The organism is Hominimerdicola alba, from assembly GCF_900109655.1.
In the GTDB taxonomy this organism is placed as follows: Bacteria; Bacillota; Clostridia; order Oscillospirales; family Ruminococcaceae; genus Hominimerdicola; species Hominimerdicola alba_B.
Genome location: NZ_FOAT01000002.1, coordinates 368,922 through 383,891, shown reverse-complemented (window position 1 = coordinate 383,891; position 14,970 = coordinate 368,922). Strand labels below are relative to the sequence as shown.

Annotated in this window: 16 protein-coding genes; 1 reads left to right on the top strand and 15 read right to left on the bottom strand. The window is 48.4% G+C overall.

Annotation, left to right across the window (positions count from 1 at the left end):
• Positions 1 to 9: 9 nt before the first annotated feature.
• The 15 genes from BMY75_RS03960 to BMY75_RS03895 all read right to left on the bottom strand — a co-directional run bounded on the left by BMY75_RS03960 (position 10) and on the right by BMY75_RS03895 (position 14,308).
• A complete protein-coding gene (locus tag BMY75_RS03960) occupies positions 10 to 693 on the bottom strand; it encodes a hypothetical protein (RefSeq protein WP_074830026.1) in 684 nt (227 codons plus the stop codon).
• A 103-nt stretch (positions 694 to 796) separates the two neighbouring features.
• Positions 797 to 1,213, bottom strand: coding sequence for a hypothetical protein (locus BMY75_RS03955; RefSeq protein WP_074830022.1), 417 nt, complete (start codon positions 1,211 to 1,213; stop codon positions 797 to 799).
• 227 nt (positions 1,214 to 1,440) lie between these two features.
• A complete protein-coding gene (trmFO, locus tag BMY75_RS03950; protein WP_074830019.1) occupies positions 1,441 to 2,763 on the bottom strand; it encodes a methylenetetrahydrofolate--tRNA-(uracil(54)-C(5))-methyltransferase (FADH(2)-oxidizing) TrmFO in 1,323 nt (440 codons plus the stop codon).
• Positions 2,764 to 2,804: 41 nt separating this feature from the next.
• Positions 2,805 to 3,275, bottom strand: a complete 471-nt coding sequence (locus tag BMY75_RS03945; RefSeq protein WP_074830015.1) for a GNAT family N-acetyltransferase — start codon at positions 3,273 to 3,275, stop codon at positions 2,805 to 2,807.
• 6 nt (positions 3,276 to 3,281) lie between these two features.
• Positions 3,282 to 5,387 (bottom strand): type I DNA topoisomerase, encoded by a 2,106-nt coding sequence (gene topA, locus BMY75_RS03940; RefSeq protein WP_074830012.1) that lies wholly within the window; start codon positions 5,385 to 5,387, stop codon positions 3,282 to 3,284.
• Positions 5,388 to 5,498: 111 nt separating this feature from the next.
• A complete protein-coding gene (locus BMY75_RS03935; RefSeq protein WP_074830009.1) occupies positions 5,499 to 6,638 on the bottom strand; it encodes a DNA-processing protein DprA in 1,140 nt (379 codons plus the stop codon).
• 2 nt (positions 6,639 to 6,640) lie between these two features.
• Entirely contained in the window at positions 6,641 to 7,456 is an 816-nt protein-coding gene (locus BMY75_RS03930; RefSeq protein WP_074830007.1) for a TrmH family RNA methyltransferase, read from the bottom strand.
• Positions 7,457 to 7,609: 153 nt separating this feature from the next.
• Positions 7,610 to 7,963: a 50S ribosomal protein L20 gene (gene rplT / locus BMY75_RS03925; RefSeq protein WP_002847137.1), complete on the bottom strand. Its 354-nt coding sequence runs from the start codon at positions 7,961 to 7,963 to the stop codon at positions 7,610 to 7,612.
• Between the two features lie 52 nt (positions 7,964 to 8,015).
• On the bottom strand, positions 8,016 to 8,216 hold the full coding sequence (gene rpmI, locus BMY75_RS03920) for a 50S ribosomal protein L35 (protein WP_074830003.1): 201 nt from the start codon (positions 8,214 to 8,216) through the stop codon (positions 8,016 to 8,018).
• A 24-nt stretch (positions 8,217 to 8,240) separates the two neighbouring features.
• Positions 8,241 to 8,765 carry a translation initiation factor IF-3 gene (gene infC / locus BMY75_RS03915; RefSeq protein ID WP_024857901.1) on the bottom strand — a complete coding sequence of 175 codons (525 nt, stop codon included), beginning with the start codon at positions 8,763 to 8,765 and terminating at the stop codon, positions 8,241 to 8,243.
• Between the two features lie 679 nt (positions 8,766 to 9,444).
• Positions 9,445 to 10,656, bottom strand: coding sequence for an NADP-dependent isocitrate dehydrogenase (locus tag BMY75_RS03910; RefSeq protein WP_074830000.1), 1,212 nt, complete (start codon positions 10,654 to 10,656; stop codon positions 9,445 to 9,447).
• 86 nt (positions 10,657 to 10,742) lie between these two features.
• Entirely contained in the window at positions 10,743 to 10,907 is a 165-nt protein-coding gene (locus BMY75_RS17860) for a hypothetical protein (protein WP_170844241.1), read from the bottom strand.
• 33 nt (positions 10,908 to 10,940) lie between these two features.
• On the bottom strand, positions 10,941 to 12,011 hold the full coding sequence (locus tag BMY75_RS03905) for a DUF456 domain-containing protein (RefSeq protein WP_074829995.1): 1,071 nt from the start codon (positions 12,009 to 12,011) through the stop codon (positions 10,941 to 10,943).
• Between the two features lie 29 nt (positions 12,012 to 12,040).
• Positions 12,041 to 12,235 carry a hypothetical protein gene (locus BMY75_RS03900; protein ID WP_074829991.1) on the bottom strand — a complete coding sequence of 65 codons (195 nt, stop codon included), beginning with the start codon at positions 12,233 to 12,235 and terminating at the stop codon, positions 12,041 to 12,043.
• 132 nt (positions 12,236 to 12,367) lie between these two features.
• Positions 12,368 to 14,308 (bottom strand): aconitate hydratase, encoded by a 1,941-nt coding sequence (locus tag BMY75_RS03895; RefSeq protein WP_074829986.1) that lies wholly within the window; start codon positions 14,306 to 14,308, stop codon positions 12,368 to 12,370.
• 339 nt (positions 14,309 to 14,647) lie between these two features.
• Here BMY75_RS03895 and BMY75_RS03890 point away from each other — a divergent pair, with 339 nt between their 5' ends.
• Positions 14,648 to 14,968, top strand: a complete 321-nt coding sequence (locus BMY75_RS03890; RefSeq protein WP_074829981.1) for a hypothetical protein — start codon at positions 14,648 to 14,650, stop codon at positions 14,966 to 14,968.
• Positions 14,969 to 14,970: the final 2 nt, after the last annotated feature.

Below are 14,970 nucleotides of genomic sequence, written 5' to 3'. Positions count from 1 at the left end.
AAAGATCTCCTATCCGTAAATATCCTTATTTTCTATCGCTGAACGAACATTTTCGGGCAATTGCAGTTCGCCTATGCCCTCTCTGAATTCCAGCACCTCATAGTGTGCCCCGCTACCCTCGTAGCTTCTGAGGACACCGTCATCACCGTAGGTGAACAATGATCCGGAACCATCGCTCTTACCGAGCATCTTCTCGACAGAACCTTCTGTCCGTCCGCCGTACTTTTCGGCATCTCCGATTGTCACGCAGTGGAAAACACATTCTCTAACATGGTCGTCGTAGCCGTTGTCAAAGCCCTGATAGGTGACATTCGAGCTGCCCTCGTTAGTCACGCACCATATGCCGCCGTCAACTATATAAAGCTCGGCAGTAACAATGCCGTCGGTATTCTTGTATACGTCATGCAGTATATTCCCGCTGACTTCCACCTCTTCGATGACCTCACCGCCGCCTGAACGTTCAGACTTCAGCTTTATGGCAAAGTCGTGGCTGTCTATCTTCGCAAGAAATGCCGCAGTGCGGCTGTTGCCGTAGGTGTCATCGGCATAGACCTCTTTCTCCTCAGCAAGCTGTTCGGGAGTTTCAACTTTCAGCCCCGCAGTGCTGTTATCATCGGAATTGACCTCTGCCGCCTTGCCGCAGCCTGCCAGCATCATCAGTGCAAGCACAGCCGCCAGTGTTTTTATCTTCATACTCTCTCCATATCAAAATCCGTTTTTCTTTTCCCTGATAATGTACATCAGGATCACTCCCTGCTTTCACAAAAAGTGTTTATCTTCTTTACGTTTTCTTATGTCAGTATATATCCTTGCGGTCACGTATTTCATGTCTATACCATATAAGTATGCACAGACCTATACACACTGCAAGCGATATAGAAGATCCTATCAGCGCACATGGCACACATTTTGTCTTCATCTCACTGACTGTGTATACGTCGTAGTTAATGAATTTTTCGGGATGTTTCTTTATCGTGAGATTCAAGATTATATGCTGACCCGTTATCGCCAGACCTATCAGCCAGTGGAGCAAACCTTTTTTCAAATAGTCCTTTGGTTTATATCTGTTTGCGACACCAATGATCAGTGTTAAAAGGAAAATCACGATACTGACCATTACTACACCAACTATCCCGTCGTCCGAATATGCCATCTCGGTATACAGCTTTTCGCCGTGACCCACATTGAAAAGAGAATTTATCAGAAAAAGCATTGCTATTAACGGTTCAAACATATTTCCTGTAATATTTAAAATATTTCCAAAACTAAGCTGCCTTTTTTCTTCCAAAGGCTTTTTAAACCATCTCACTATCGGAAATATAAACGCGAATAATAATACTGCAATATCTGTAAGTCTTAAAAAAATTGACATTATTTTTCTCCTGCGCCCTTTACGCTTTCTTATCAGTACATATCCCTGCGGTCACGTATATGCATTTCTTACAGGTCTGCGATGAACCTGTCCAGGTCAGCAAGACCTCTCTCAGCCAGAAGCTTGTATTTCAGCTTCTTGTCCTTTATACGCTCGCCCCATTCGGGAAGTATGCCCATATTACAGCCCATAGGCTGGAAGTTCTCGGTCTCGGGAGAGCTTATATACTTGCTCAGCGCACCCAGCATAGTGGTATCGGGCAGGCTTGCAGGAGAAAGTCCCTGTATCTGCCTAGCCATGTTAAGCCCCGCGAATATGCCGCTTGCCGCACTCTCGATATAGCCCTCAACGCCTGTCATCTGACCTGCAAAATAAAGCGATGGTCTGGTGCACATATTGAACTGCTCGTTCAGCAGTTTGGGTGAATTCAGGAAAGTGTTCCTGTGCATAACGCCGTAGCGCATGAACTCAGCATTTTCAAGACCCGGGATAAGAGAGAATACTCTCTTCTGCTCCCCGAATTTCAGATTGGTCTGGAAGCCCACCAGATTGTACATACTGCCCGCAGTATTTTCAGCCCTCAGCTGTACCACCGCCCATGGACGTTTATCCGTCCGGGGATCTCTCAGTCCCACAGGTTTCAGCGGTCCGAAGCGAAGTGTGTCCTCGCCGCGCTTTGCCAGCACCTCAACGGGCATACAGCCCTCGTATACCTTGAAGCCGTCCTTGGCGAAATGCTCCTTGTCATGCTCTTTCAGCGGTGCGCTCTCGGCGGTGATGAGTTCGTTGTAGAAACGCTCATACTCCTCCCTGTCCATGGGACAGTTGATGTAATCCGCATCGCCTCTGCCGTAGCGTGAAGCGAAGAACGCCTTGTCCATATCTATGCTCTCAAATGTCACGATAGGTGCAGCAGCATCGTGGAAATACAGATACTCTCCGCATAGCTTGCCTATGCTCTCAGCCAGACCGTCAGAGGTCAGGGGACCCGTGGCGATTATCACATTACCCTCGGGTATCTCGGTGATTTCCTCCTCGATGACTGTGATATGCTCATTACTGCGTATGCGCTCGGTAACGGCATCGGAGAACTTCTCTCTGTCCACCGCCAGTGCGCCGCCTGCTGATACCCTTGCTTCCTCGGCACATTCCATAGTCACCGAACCAAGCCTGCGCATCTCTTCTTTAAGCATACCTGCCGCCGATTCTATCCTGTCGGCTTTAAGGGAATTGGAACATACCAGCTCCGCAAAGCCCTTATATTTATGCGCAGGGGTGAACTTCTTGGGCTTCATCTCATAAAGCTCGCAGTCGATGCCCGCTCTCGCAAGCTGCCACGCAGCCTCACAGCCCGCCAGCCCCGCGCCTATAACTTTTACTTTTTCACTCATTTATAGTTATCCTTATTGGTACTTTAGTCTGATAAACATTATCACTCTATGCCTATATCCAGCGGACATTCCACAGTCTTCATGGTCTCGGTAAATCCGTTCTTCTCATAGAACCTCAGCCCGTCACAGTTCTGCAGAAAGACCTGCGTCCTCACGAATACTGCACCGTGTTCAGCACCGTAACGCTTCACAGCTCCCATCAGCAGAGAACCTATGCCGCGGCTCCTGTGCCTTTCATCTACCGCCATATCCTGTATGTAGATGTTCTTCTCAGCTTTCAGACAGCCTATGTCCTTGGACTTCATCAGCAGTATATGCACAAAGCCAACTACTTCACCATCGACCTCTGCCACATATACCGCCTGTCTGTCGTCCTCAAACATACTGTCATCAACACGTCCGCCGCTGATCACAAAATGCTGTGGCTGATAGCGCACCGCGTCCTTTTCAAGCTGTGTGTACAGCCTTTCGAGGCTATCGGTATCACTTCTCTCAGCCCTGCGGATATCCACCACGGCTTATTCCTCGCCCTCGGCGCTCTCGCCCGAAAGGCTTCTCTGGTAGCCGCAGTCCTGCTTGTGGCATATGAGTATGCCGTTCTTTCCGCCCTTCTGGAACAGTGTGCTGCCGCATCTGGGACATTTCTCCTCGGTGGGTATATCCCATGTCATAAAGCTGCACTCGGGGTTGTTCTCGCAGCCGTAGTACTTCTTGCCCTTCTTGGACTTCTTCAGCAGTACTCTCTTTCCGCAGAAAGGACAGTCTCCGCCTGTTTCCTGAACTATCCTCTTGGTGTTCTTGCAGTCGGGGAAGCCCGAGCAAGCCATGAATTTGCCGAATCTGCCTATCTTTATCACCATAGGCTTTCCGCATACCTCACATACCTCATCGGTAGCTTCATCGGGGACTTTTACGCGCTTGCCCTCCATCTCCTTTTCAGCTACACCAAGCTCGCTGTCGAACTCCTTGTAGAACTTCTGCAAGGTATTTACCCAGCCTATCTTGCCGCTCTCGATATCATCAAGGCTCTTTTCCATGTTCGCCGTGAACTTCACATCAACTATCTTGTCGAAATGCTCGCTCATCAGCTCGTTGGTAACTTCACCCAGACTTGTGGGCTTCAGCTGTTTACCGTCTCTCTCAACGTAGTTTCTGTTGATTATAGTAGTAACAGTCGTAACGTAGGTGGAAGGTCTGCCGATGCCTGTCTCTTCAAATGCCTTTACAAGGGTAGCTTCGGTATACCTCGGGGGCGGCTGTGTGAAGTGCTGGTTGCCCGTTATCTCCTTGGGTGTCAGCTTATCGCCCTTCGCCAGCGGCGGAAGAACGTTCTTCTTCTCTTCCTCTTCGTCCTTGCTCTCTTCATAAAGCACGGTAAAGCCGTCAAACTTCACCGAATATCCCGTAGCCTTGAACATCACGCCGTTAGCCGCAATATCCACCGACATGGTATCCATAGTGCAGTTAGCCATCTGTGAAGCTATGAATCTCTCCCATATCAGCTTGTAAAGCTTGTACTGGTCATTGGTGACACCGCTTGCCTTTACAAGCTCAGGGGTTATGGCAGGGTTTGTGGGACGTATAGCTTCGTGTGCGTCCTGTGCACTGCCCTTTGTCTTGTATACCCTTGGCTTCTCGGGGATATAAGCATCGCCGTACTTCTCCTTGATGAAGTCATAGGCAGCTGCCCTTGCTTCGTCGGAGATACGCAGGCTGTCTGTTCTCATGTAGGTGATAAGACCCGTAGGACCCATATCCTTGATATCAAGACCTTCATAAAGCTCCTGAGCGGCTTTCATGGTACGTCTGCCCTGAAATCCCAGTCTTCTCGAAGCTTCCTGCTGTAAGGTGGAAGTTGTGAAAGGTGCAGCAGGGTTCTTCTTGCGCACGCTTTTCTTCACCTTGTCCACAATGAACTCTGCACCCTCAAGTCTTTTCAGCACGGCATCAGCATCAGCCTTGCTTTTAAGGTCAGGCTTTGCTCCGTCAACTGTATCCACCTTCGATGCAAAGGCTTTCTTGCTTGTACCCGCAAGGAACAAAGCATCTATCGACCAGTATTCCTGTGATACGAAAGCCCTTATCTCGTTCTCTCTGTCGCATATCATCTTCACCGCAACGGACTGTACTCGTCCTGCGGAAAGTCCGCGCCTTATCTTTCTCCACAGGAATGGTGAAAGCTTGTAGCCCACTATCCTGTCGAGTATGCGCCTTGCCTGCTGTGCATTAACAAGATTAAGGTCGATGGTACGGGGATTCTTCATGCCCGCATCTATACCGCTCTTGGTTATCTCGTTGAAAGTCACGCGGTTCTTGTCGTTCATATCCAGCCCCAGAAGCTGTGCAAGATGCCAGCTTATAGCCTCTCCCTCGCGGTCAGGGTCTCCCGCCAGATAAACGTGGTCGCTGGCTTTGGCTTTCTTCTTTATCTCCTTGATAAGGTTCTCCTTATCCTTGATGTTGATATACTGCGGTTCAAAATCGTTATCTATATCTACGCCCAACTTGGATTTCGGCAGGTCTCTCAGGTGTCCCATGGACGCCACTACCTCGTAATCACCGCTGAGATATCTCTTTACAGTTTTCGCCTTGTGGGGCGACTCTACAATTACAAGATCTGACAATTTATTTCTACTCCGTTTCCTGATCTAATTTATGCTTCACAGAACGTGACCGAATAATTGTTTATGAGGAATATCACACAGATATTCGTAGTTCCTGTCATGCACTGTGAATCATGAATCCAATTCGTATCTTTTCCCGGGGAGTGATATCACTATCCCCTCCAGTTCAAGCCCTGTCACACAGGTAAGCACTTCCATCATCGAAAGTCCGCTTATAGCCGTCATCTCATCAAGAGACATGGGGCTTTTTTCTTTCAGGAGCTCATATATCTTGCTTTCCACACCACTAAGCTCCCTTATGGGCTTTCTGATCTTTTCCTGTTTCTGTTCGGTATGAACATCACTGACACCCGCTTTCAGTCCATACCTCTCAGCAGATATCTCCTGCCTTTCAGCCAAAACCCTTACAGCGTCCGAGCCGTCAAATATGGGTATACAGCCTTTTCTCAGCAGATCTCTCTGCCCGAAATACCTCTTGCTGTACAATAGATGCGGCGGCACTACCATCACAGGTCTGCCCGTATCCATGGCACGCACAGCATTGTCAAGCCCCTTGCTGTCCTCCGAGGCTTCAGTTATCACCACCGCCGAAGCCAGAGCCACAGCCAGTTTGTTTCGCCTGTGAAAATTCATTCTCCCGCTGTACTCAGGTGAATATTCGCTTATCAGCAGACCTTTCTCCGCAAGCCTTTCTTTCAGCTCGCCCACATCCTTAGGGTACTCCCTGTCAAGTGAAGTGGGATACACCGCCAGCAATCTGCCCTCTCTCCCGAGAACAGTTTCAGCCGTGCAGGTATCAGAACCCTCAGCCAGCCCGCAGGATACTGTGAACCCTCTCAGGGCAAGGTCTGCACAAAGCACGTTTATCAGCGAAAGGGTGTACTTCGATGGTTCTCTCGTACCCACAGTGTGTATCACCGTGCTGTCATTGGCTATGCTGATATCTCCGCAGTAGAACGCCAGTGAAGGTGCATCATTCAGTTCGTACCACCTTTTCGGATAGTCCGCGTCACCTATGCACACCACCTGCTGACCAAGTTCATGAGCCCGTTCTATCAGCCTTTCAGCTTCATCAATACTCACCCGCTCAGCCTTTTCCTTTTCGCTGTCACTGAGGAAATCAGCCTTGCCCGAAAGTATCCTCTCGCACATCTCGGCTGGGTCATCGGTCTTTTCCATTACCTGCCAGAGCCTTTTACCACCCATGCCGAATACCATTCCAAGCAGGAGCCAGCCGCTGTATCTGTCCAACCTCAGCCCTCCAGTCTTGTCATCTCCCACAGGAAGATAGTTGCTGCCGTTGCCGCATTAAGCGAGTCGATATGACCGTGCATCGCGATGGATACCTTGTCACTGCAAAGCGCCACATGGCTCTCTGCCAGCCCTCTGCCCTCGTTGCCGATAACAACAGCACAGCCCCCCGAGAAGTCGTATTTCAGCACATTCTCACCGCCGCTGATAACAGCCGCCGCAGTAGGTATGCCTTTCAGTCTGAAAGCCTCAGTCACACGCTCAAAGTCCCTCTCCACGAAGATATCCACTCTGGGCATACTGCCCACCGCCGAGCGCACTGTCTTGGGGTTGTAGAGGTCAACGCAGTTGCCCGTCAGCACTATGCCGTCAAGCCCCACAGCGTCCGAGGTGCGTATCATAGTCCCCAGATTGCCGGGGTCCTGAAGTTCGTCCAGTATCAGATACTTTCCGCCCCTTTTGAGCGTATCCTCCGAAAAAGGCTTATCAAGCATCTTAGCCGTCACGAATATCCCCTGACAGGCATCGGTATCGCTTATCTTATCGGCTATCTCACGGGTTATAATGAATCTCTTGTCCTCCGGAAGAAGTTCAAGCTCACGCTTGTTTTCCGCCATAACGCCCTCAAAAAGCTCTTCAAGATAATATATGCCCTCTATCTCCATGCGCCCGCCGTTAAGAGTACTGTCCACCAGCGCATCAGTACAGCCCCTTATGCCCTCTATGACGAAAAGCCCTGTTTCACGACGGTATTTGCGGTTTGAGTACAGCTTTGCCAGCTGTTTTATCTTAGGGTTTTCCTTGGAAGTTATGACCATTGGGACGCACCTCTCCTCGTTATATTAGACAAACTTTCTTCAACATCGTTGTAACAGTTTATACAAATATTACAATTTAGTTACAACAACATTCTGTCCTCATTATAGAACAAAACACGCATAGCCGATTACGACCTGCGTGTTTCCTTACTATCAAAGAGCTGCCTTAGCCTTCTCAACTATTGCAGTGAAGCCTGCGGGGTCGCTGATAGCGATCTCGGAAAGCATCTTTCTGTTCAGGTTGATGCCTGCCTTGTTAACGCCGTTCATGAAGGACGAGTAGTTGATGCCGTTCATCTTGCAAGCAGCAGAGATTCTTGTGATCCAGAGTCTTCTGAAATCTCTCTTCTTCTGCTTTCTGCCGATGTAAGCATACTGACCGGACTTCATCACAGCCTGCTTAGCCATCTTGAAATGCTTGCTCTTAGCGCCGAAATAGCCCTTTGCAAGCTTCAGTGTCTTATTTCTTCTCTTACGAGTCATCATTGCTCCCTTAACACGAGCCATAGTTATTACCTCCTAGAATTATTACTAAAATTTTACTTCCCTACAACTCGTCTTACTTCTTGTAAGGGATAAGAGCCTTTATGTTTGCTATGTTGGTATCGTCAGCATAAGCACCGTTTCTCAGAATTCTCTTTCTCTTGTGATCCTTCTGATTGAGTCTGTGTCTCTTGTTAACGTGCTGGAACTTTACCTTGCCGGTACCTGTTACTTTGAAACGCTTCTTAGCGCCCGAATGTGTCTTGATCTTAGGCATTTGATTTATCCTCCTTAAAACTTATTACTTGCCTGCTTTCGGCGCAACGAACATTACCAGGCTGCGCCCCTCCATCTTGGAAGGCTTATCAACAACTCCCACCTCGGAAACAGCTTCCTTGAACTTCACCAGCAGTTCTTCACCGAACTGAGGGTGTGCAACAGTACGCTTGCGGAATCTTACCGATACTTTCAGCTTATCTCCGCCCTTGAGGAACTTTATCGCCTGATTTACCTTGGTCTCAAAATCGTGGGTATCGATGGTAGAGGACATTCTTATCTCCTTTATCTCGATGACCTTCTGATTCTTTCTCTGCTCCTTCTCACGCTTCTGCTGTTCAAACAGGAACTTACCGTAATCCATTATCTTGCAGACAGGCGGTGTAGCCTGGGGCGCGATCTTAACCAGATCCAGGTCTTTTTCAAATGCGATCTTCAATGCTTCCTCCGCACTGAGTATACCGAGCTGTGCTCCGTCAACGTCGATGACTCTGAGCTCCTTGTCTCTGATCTCTTCGTTGAGCTGATGTTCTTTGCTGCTAATAGTCAAGCACCTCCAAAATAAAAATTAAACGGGCACAGAACTTTCCGTACCCGTAATGATATCAATATCAGGCAGACTCACTGCCAAGTATTTATCACTGCGACCTTTTCGCTGCCCTATGGCGCTTGAGGTGAGAACGGAACTGTTCTGCTTTGTTTACTGATTAATTATATCACCCTCACCGACATTTGTCAAGGGGCATTTGTAAATTTTTTGTTATCCACAGGATAGTTATCCTTTTGCGATGCCATGCGGCCGCTTGCGCTCGTCTCCAAACAAATGTTCCACGTGGAACATTTACGTTCATCAACATACGTACTGCGATGGACAGGTCGCCCCTCGTTCCTCGGGTCGAGTCATCGGAAACGCTGTCGCTGTCCGATGACGGGCGCGGCAATAATTTACGGACATAGTTTGAGCGTGGACTATTGTTTTGTCCACGCTCTGATTTTTGTAGCGGTGACTGCGTCGACCGCGTGCCGCGCCCCTTTAGGTCGATAGTTCGCCGTTCTATTTACAGCACTATTACCACGTCGCTTTTACGCCTTGACCGAGAGGCTCTGCCTCTCGTGCTCTCCGCAAGCCTTTCGCGAAAGGCTTGAGCCAAAGCTCTTCTCCTTGGCATTCTATCCTCAGTAATGCTACGTTATCTTCCTGCCAACAATTATGAATTATGCATTATGAATTAGAAAAGCTTTGCTTTCAGTCTCTCGTCAACTGCCTTCAGGAAGTCCTCTGTGTTGACTTTCTGCTTGTTCTCCAGCTTGGAAAGCAGATACAGGTCGCCTGTCATTATGCCGTCCTCAATGGTTTGGATTGTTGCCTTTTCAAGACAATCAGCAAAGTTAACCAGCTCTGGCAGCTCGTCCAGTTCGCCTCTCTTGCGGAGTGCGCCTGTCCATGCGAACAGTGTAGCTACGGAGTTTGTGGAAGTCTCCTCGCCCTTCAGGTGCTTGTAGTAGTGTCTCTGAACTGTGCCGTGTGCAGCCTCGAACTCGTATACACCGTCGGGCGATACCAGTACAGAAGTCATCATAGCCAGTGAACCGTAAGCAGTAGCTACCATATCGGACATAACGTCGCCGTCATAGTTCTTGCAAGCCCAGATGTATCCGCCGTTGGAACGTACTACTCTTGCAACAGCATCGTCGATGAGGGTGTAGAAGTACTCTATGCCTGCTGCCTCGAACTTTGCCTTGTACTCGTTCTCGAATATCTCGCTGAAGATATCCTTGAATGTGTGGTCATACTTCTTGGAGATAGTATCCTTGGTTGCAAACCAAACGTCCTGCTTGGTATCCAGCGCAAAGTTGAAAACGCTCTTTGCGAAAGATGCGATAGAAGTGGACTTGTTGTGCATACCCTGTATAACGCCGTCGCACTCGAAGTTGTAGATAGTCTCGCGTGTCTCGTTGCCGTCCTTGTCGGTGCATACCAGTTCAGCCTTAGCGCCTGCGGGGCACTTCATCTCAACGTTCTTGTAAACATCGCCGTAAGCGTGACGTGCGATGGTGATAGGCTTAGTCCATGTAGGGATATAGGGTGTGATGCCCTTAACAAGTATAGGTGTTCTGAACACAGTACCGTCCAGCATAGCACGGATAGTGCCGTTAGGGGATTTCCACATCTCCTTCAGATCATACTCTGTCATTCTTGCAGCGTTAGGTGTGATGGTAGCACACTTAACTGCAACGCCGTACTTCTTGGTAGCGTTTGCAGAATCAACAGTTACTTGATCGTTGGTCTCATTTCTGTGAACCAGTCCCAGATCATAGTAATCCGACTTGAGGTCAACATACGGTGTTATCAGTATGTCCTTGATCTCCTGCCAGATGATCCTTGTCATCTCGTCGCCGTCCATCTCGACCAGCGGTGTTTTCATCTGAATCTTAGCCATAAAAATAGCCCTCCTTACTAATTTGCAAACAGCAGGGTCACACCCCACCGAATTTCCCATATCATCATAAATAAATATATCAGCTGTCAACTCAGCTTTCCGCTGCAGCCGTAGTTTGAAAGCATTACCACAATTATCATAATGCCCCATACAACCCTTACGATCGCATGATAAAATTTCTTATCCCTGTTGGGCATGATCTTTTCGATAGCCAGCCTTATGATACCAACTATCACCAGACAGATCAGCAAAATCACAACTACTCTTATAATGATCTATACTCCTCATGAAGCCTTGCGCATCTCTGCAAAGACCAGGGTCACAAATACCGCCGCTATCACAAAGAACACCGTCGCCACAGCGAATGGTATCATCTTGTATAAACACTCCTTGGCGGGACGTGCAAGCGTCTTTCTCAGTTTGATAAATTCAGCTATCAAAGCACCTATGCCGCCCAGCACTATGCCAACAGGCAGCATCTGTGTATCTTTTTCCACAAAAGGCAGAAGACTAAGCAGCCATGTAACAGCCAGTCCCCCGAGTATGCCAACCTCCACCGCGCCCATCACAAGGGATTCGCTGATGGTGTAATTCTCTTTGCCGTTATAGCGGATTATCGCACCGATAACGCCGCCAAGTCCCCATGGTATCATAAGGTCTGCGCCCTTTGCACCGAAGCAGTAAAAAGCTCCCAGCATAGCCGCAGATGTCAGTATATACCAAACCGCCGTCTTGAACATATTGACAAGTTCATCGCGGTTGCCCGAATAATTACCGTGATTATTAAAGATAGTCGCAAAGAACATAGCTTTGTGTATGTTCTCATCGCGGGCTTCATTGATGCTGTCACGAGCTTTCAGACCGCGTATCAGCGCAGTGGTCTCTTCCTGCCACTTATCATATTGTTCGTATATCGAGCCAGCATAGCTGTCCTTTTCCTCGGGTATCTCACCCACATAGGAATCCTTGGTGCCGTAGCCCCTGTCATATTTCAGACCTTCTTCTATCCACTGCTCATACTCCGTAAGCTCTTTTTCATGAACGGGAGCCTGGTTTTCCTCCATCTCCTTTATCTTTTCATCAAAGAATTCATCGTCCAGCCTGATATCATCAGTGCCGAAGAGCTTGCTCATACTTTTATCGCGGGTCGTCCCGAGGGCTACTCTGCCGTCAGCCAGAGAAGATATATCCTCTTCGAGCTTTTTCATCCTCGCACGGCTTGCAGTGCCTTTCGCAGGGATATCTCCCATTTCCATTATTTTCTCTTCAAAGTATTCCTCGTCCAGCGGAATATCGTCCGTCCCCATAAGGTCAGCCATATCCACGCGACGCCTGTTTATCTTGCTATCGGGCATAATATCCCCCTTATCTTCATAATTCTGTTTTACGTTCCTGCGCTGCGCCTTATAAGTGATATAACTATCAAAAGCACTATTACAATGGCACCGATGAGTTTTACCCTGTTCAGATACCAGTTAAAGCATCTGCCGGGAAAAAGTATCTTCAATACAAGCAAACATATCCCACAGAAAAGTATAACGCCGATATACTCCCAAGGACTTCTTTTCCTTGTTTCCATGGCTTGTCACCGCCTTACTTATCCCTGTTTTCTGTGACAAGCCATCGCCAATGCGATAGCCCGTCACAGAAAACATAAACATCACATCTGCGGGACACTATGCCCCGCAGACCGATGTATGATTTACTTATATTACTTGGAAAGCTGCTCTCTTGTGTAATCCAACAGACCGCCTGCAAGGATGATATCCTTGGTTCTGCCTGTCAGTTCGCAGAGAACAGGTATCTCTACGTTCTTGGACTTGTTTACAACAGTCAGCTGAGTCTTGCCTGCTTCGATATCAGCGCGTACATTAGCGATCTCGATCTCGTCGCCCTGCTCGATCTTGTCGTAATCAGCCTCGTTTACGAATGTCAGAGGCAGTATGCCTGCATTGATGAGGTTTGCTCTGTGGATACGTGCGAAGCTCTTAACAAGCACAGCCTTGATGCCCAGGTACAGGGGTGCAAGTGCAGCGTGCTCTCTGGATGAACCCTGACCGTAGTTGGAGCCGCCAACGATGATGGACTTCTCCATGTTCTTTGCTCTTCTGGGGAAATCCTCGTCACATACTGTGAAGCAGTGCTGTGAGATAGCGGGGATATTCGATCTCAGAGGCAGTATCTTTGCACCCGCGGGCATGATGTGGTCGGTGGTGATGTTGTCGCCCACCTTCAGGGATACCTGACATCCGATGCTCTCAACCAGAGGAGCAGTCTCGGGATAGGGCTTGATGTTGGGTCCTCTCAGTACCTCAACGCTGTCCATGTCAGTCTCAGCTACAGGAGGAACTACCATGTTGTCGTTTATCTTGAAGTGCTCAGGCACCTTGATCTCAGGCATATCGCCCAGAGTTCTGGGGTCTACGAGAACACCTGCTACTGCGGAAGCAGCAGCCAGCTCAGGGGATACCAGATAGATCTGACCGTCCTTAGTTCCCGAACGTCCGAGGAAGTTTCTGTTGAAGGTTCTCAGAGAGATACCCTTTGAGTTAGGAGCCTGACCCATACCGATGCAGGGGCCGCAAGCGGATTCCAGTATTCTTGCACCTGCTGCGATCATATCAGCCAGTGCGCCGTTCTCTGCGATCATGTTCAGCACCTGCTTGGAGCCGGGAGCGATAGCCAGAGAAACATCAGGATGAACAGTCTTGCCCTTGAGGATATGAGCGACCTTCATCATATCAACATAAGAGGAGTTTGTACATGAACCGATACATACCTGATCGATCTTCATGCCACTGAGTTCCTCTGCCGTCTTGATATTGTCAGGGCTGTGAGGACATGCTGCCATAGGTGTCAGCTTGCTGAGGTCGATGTCGATAACTTCATCGTATACAGCGTCATCGTCAGCCTTCAGCTCTGTCCATACCTCAGCTCTCTCCTGTGCTTTCAGGAAAGCCAGTGTGATCTCATCAGAGGGGAATATAGAAGTAGTAGCACCCAGCTCAGCGCCCATGTTTGTGATGGTAGCTCTCTCGGGAACGGACAGGGTCTTAACGCCCTCGCCGCAGTACTCTATTACCTTGCCTACGCCGCCCTTAACGGAAAGTCTTCTGAGAACTTCCAGTATAACGTCCTTAGCGGATACCCATGCAGACAGCTTGCCTGTCAGGTTTACCTTAACGATGTTTGGGTATGTGATGTAGTAAGCGCCGCCGCCCATAGCAACAGCAACATCAAGTCCGCCCGCACCGATAGCGATCATGCCGATACCGCCGCCTGTGGGAGTATGGCTGTCAGAACCGATAAGGGTCTTGCCGGGGATACCGAATCTTTCAAGATGTACCTGGTGGCAGATACCGTTGCCGGGTCTGGAGAAATAGATGCCGTGCTTTTTGCAGACAGAACCGATGAATCTGTGGTCATCAGCGTTCTCAAAGCCGGACTGGAGAGTGTTGTGGTCGATATAAGCCACGCTCTTCTCGGTCTTTACGCGGGGCACGCCCATAGCCTCATATTCAAGATAAGCCATAGTGCCGGTAGCGTCCTGAGTAAGAGTCTGGTCAATGCGAATACCTATCTCCTGACCCTTGACGAATTCACCGTCAACAAGGTGCGCTTTAAGAATCTTTTCAGTCAGTGTAAGTCCCATAAAAAACTTCCTTCCATGTTTATGATCGGGGGCGTATGCCCTCTATATATAATAATACATTTTCTATTATATAACAGAATGGGTATTATGTCAAGATAAAAACACGTCCCCGAAGCTGTCCTCCGTATTTTTGGGTATTTCTAACACGGCGGGGGCAGGTGTGTGAATATTTTTTATATTTTTCTTCCGCCGCGTAACAGGTTTGACATATATTACATGGTGTGGTATAATATCTTGTGGAAAAAGCGGACGGCAGGCGCGGAGACAGTATTGTTTTTAAAGGGCTTCCCGCCGATATTTTTAACTTTTGTGATGTAAACAAGACAGCGGGTGAATTAAATGACAGGAGAAGAATTTGTAAAACTCTGTTATGAAGAAAAAGAATCAACTCTTCGCGAATACTTCGATAAAAGCTCAAAGTCCGAGGTCGCTGAAAAAATAAGAAAACTGATACTATCGGGAGTAAGCGAAAGTGATCTTCATGAGCTGATAGATCTGGTCATGACAGAAAGCTATTACACACTGCTTCTCGGATTAGACGGCGAGACATCTTTAGGCGGCAAACAGATAACATATCAATTATATGATGAAAATAATGAGCTTCTGAATGAGTGCGGAGAGATCGAAGAAAATGCTTTTTCATATTTCATAGAAGAATAATG

What these genes read in the sequence shown, in the direction of transcription:
- BMY75_RS03960 (WP_074830026.1), bottom strand. Translation starts at nt 693, where the DNA reads ATGAAGATAAAAACACTGGCGGCTGTGCTTGCACTGATGATGCTGGCA.
- BMY75_RS03955 (WP_074830022.1), bottom strand. Translation starts at nt 1,213, where the DNA reads ATGCTTTTTCTGATAAATTCTCTTTTCAATGTGGGTCACGGCGAAAAG.
- trmFO (WP_074830019.1), bottom strand. Translation starts at nt 2,763, where the DNA reads ATGAGTGAAAAAGTAAAAGTTATAGGCGCGGGGCTGGCGGGCTGTGAG.
- BMY75_RS03930 (WP_074830007.1), bottom strand. Translation starts at nt 7,456, where the DNA reads ATGGTCATAACTTCCAAGGAAAACCCTAAGATAAAACAGCTGGCAAAG.
- rplT (WP_002847137.1), bottom strand. Translation starts at nt 7,963, where the DNA reads ATGGCTCGTGTTAAGGGAGCAATGATGACTCGTAAGAGAAGAAATAAG.
- rpmI (WP_074830003.1), bottom strand. Translation starts at nt 8,216, where the DNA reads ATGCCTAAGATCAAGACACATTCGGGCGCTAAGAAGCGTTTCAAAGTA.
- BMY75_RS03910 (WP_074830000.1), bottom strand. Translation starts at nt 10,656, where the DNA reads ATGGCTAAGATTCAGATGAAAACACCGCTGGTCGAGATGGACGGCGAC.
- BMY75_RS03905 (WP_074829995.1), bottom strand. Translation starts at nt 12,011, where the DNA reads ATGCCCGATAGCAAGATAAACAGGCGTCGCGTGGATATGGCTGACCTT.
- BMY75_RS03900 (WP_074829991.1), bottom strand. Translation starts at nt 12,235, where the DNA reads ATGGAAACAAGGAAAAGAAGTCCTTGGGAGTATATCGGCGTTATACTT.
- BMY75_RS03895 (WP_074829986.1), bottom strand. Translation starts at nt 14,308, where the DNA reads ATGGGACTTACACTGACTGAAAAGATTCTTAAAGCGCACCTTGTTGAC.
- BMY75_RS03890 (WP_074829981.1), top strand. Translation starts at nt 14,648, where the DNA reads ATGACAGGAGAAGAATTTGTAAAACTCTGTTATGAAGAAAAAGAATCA.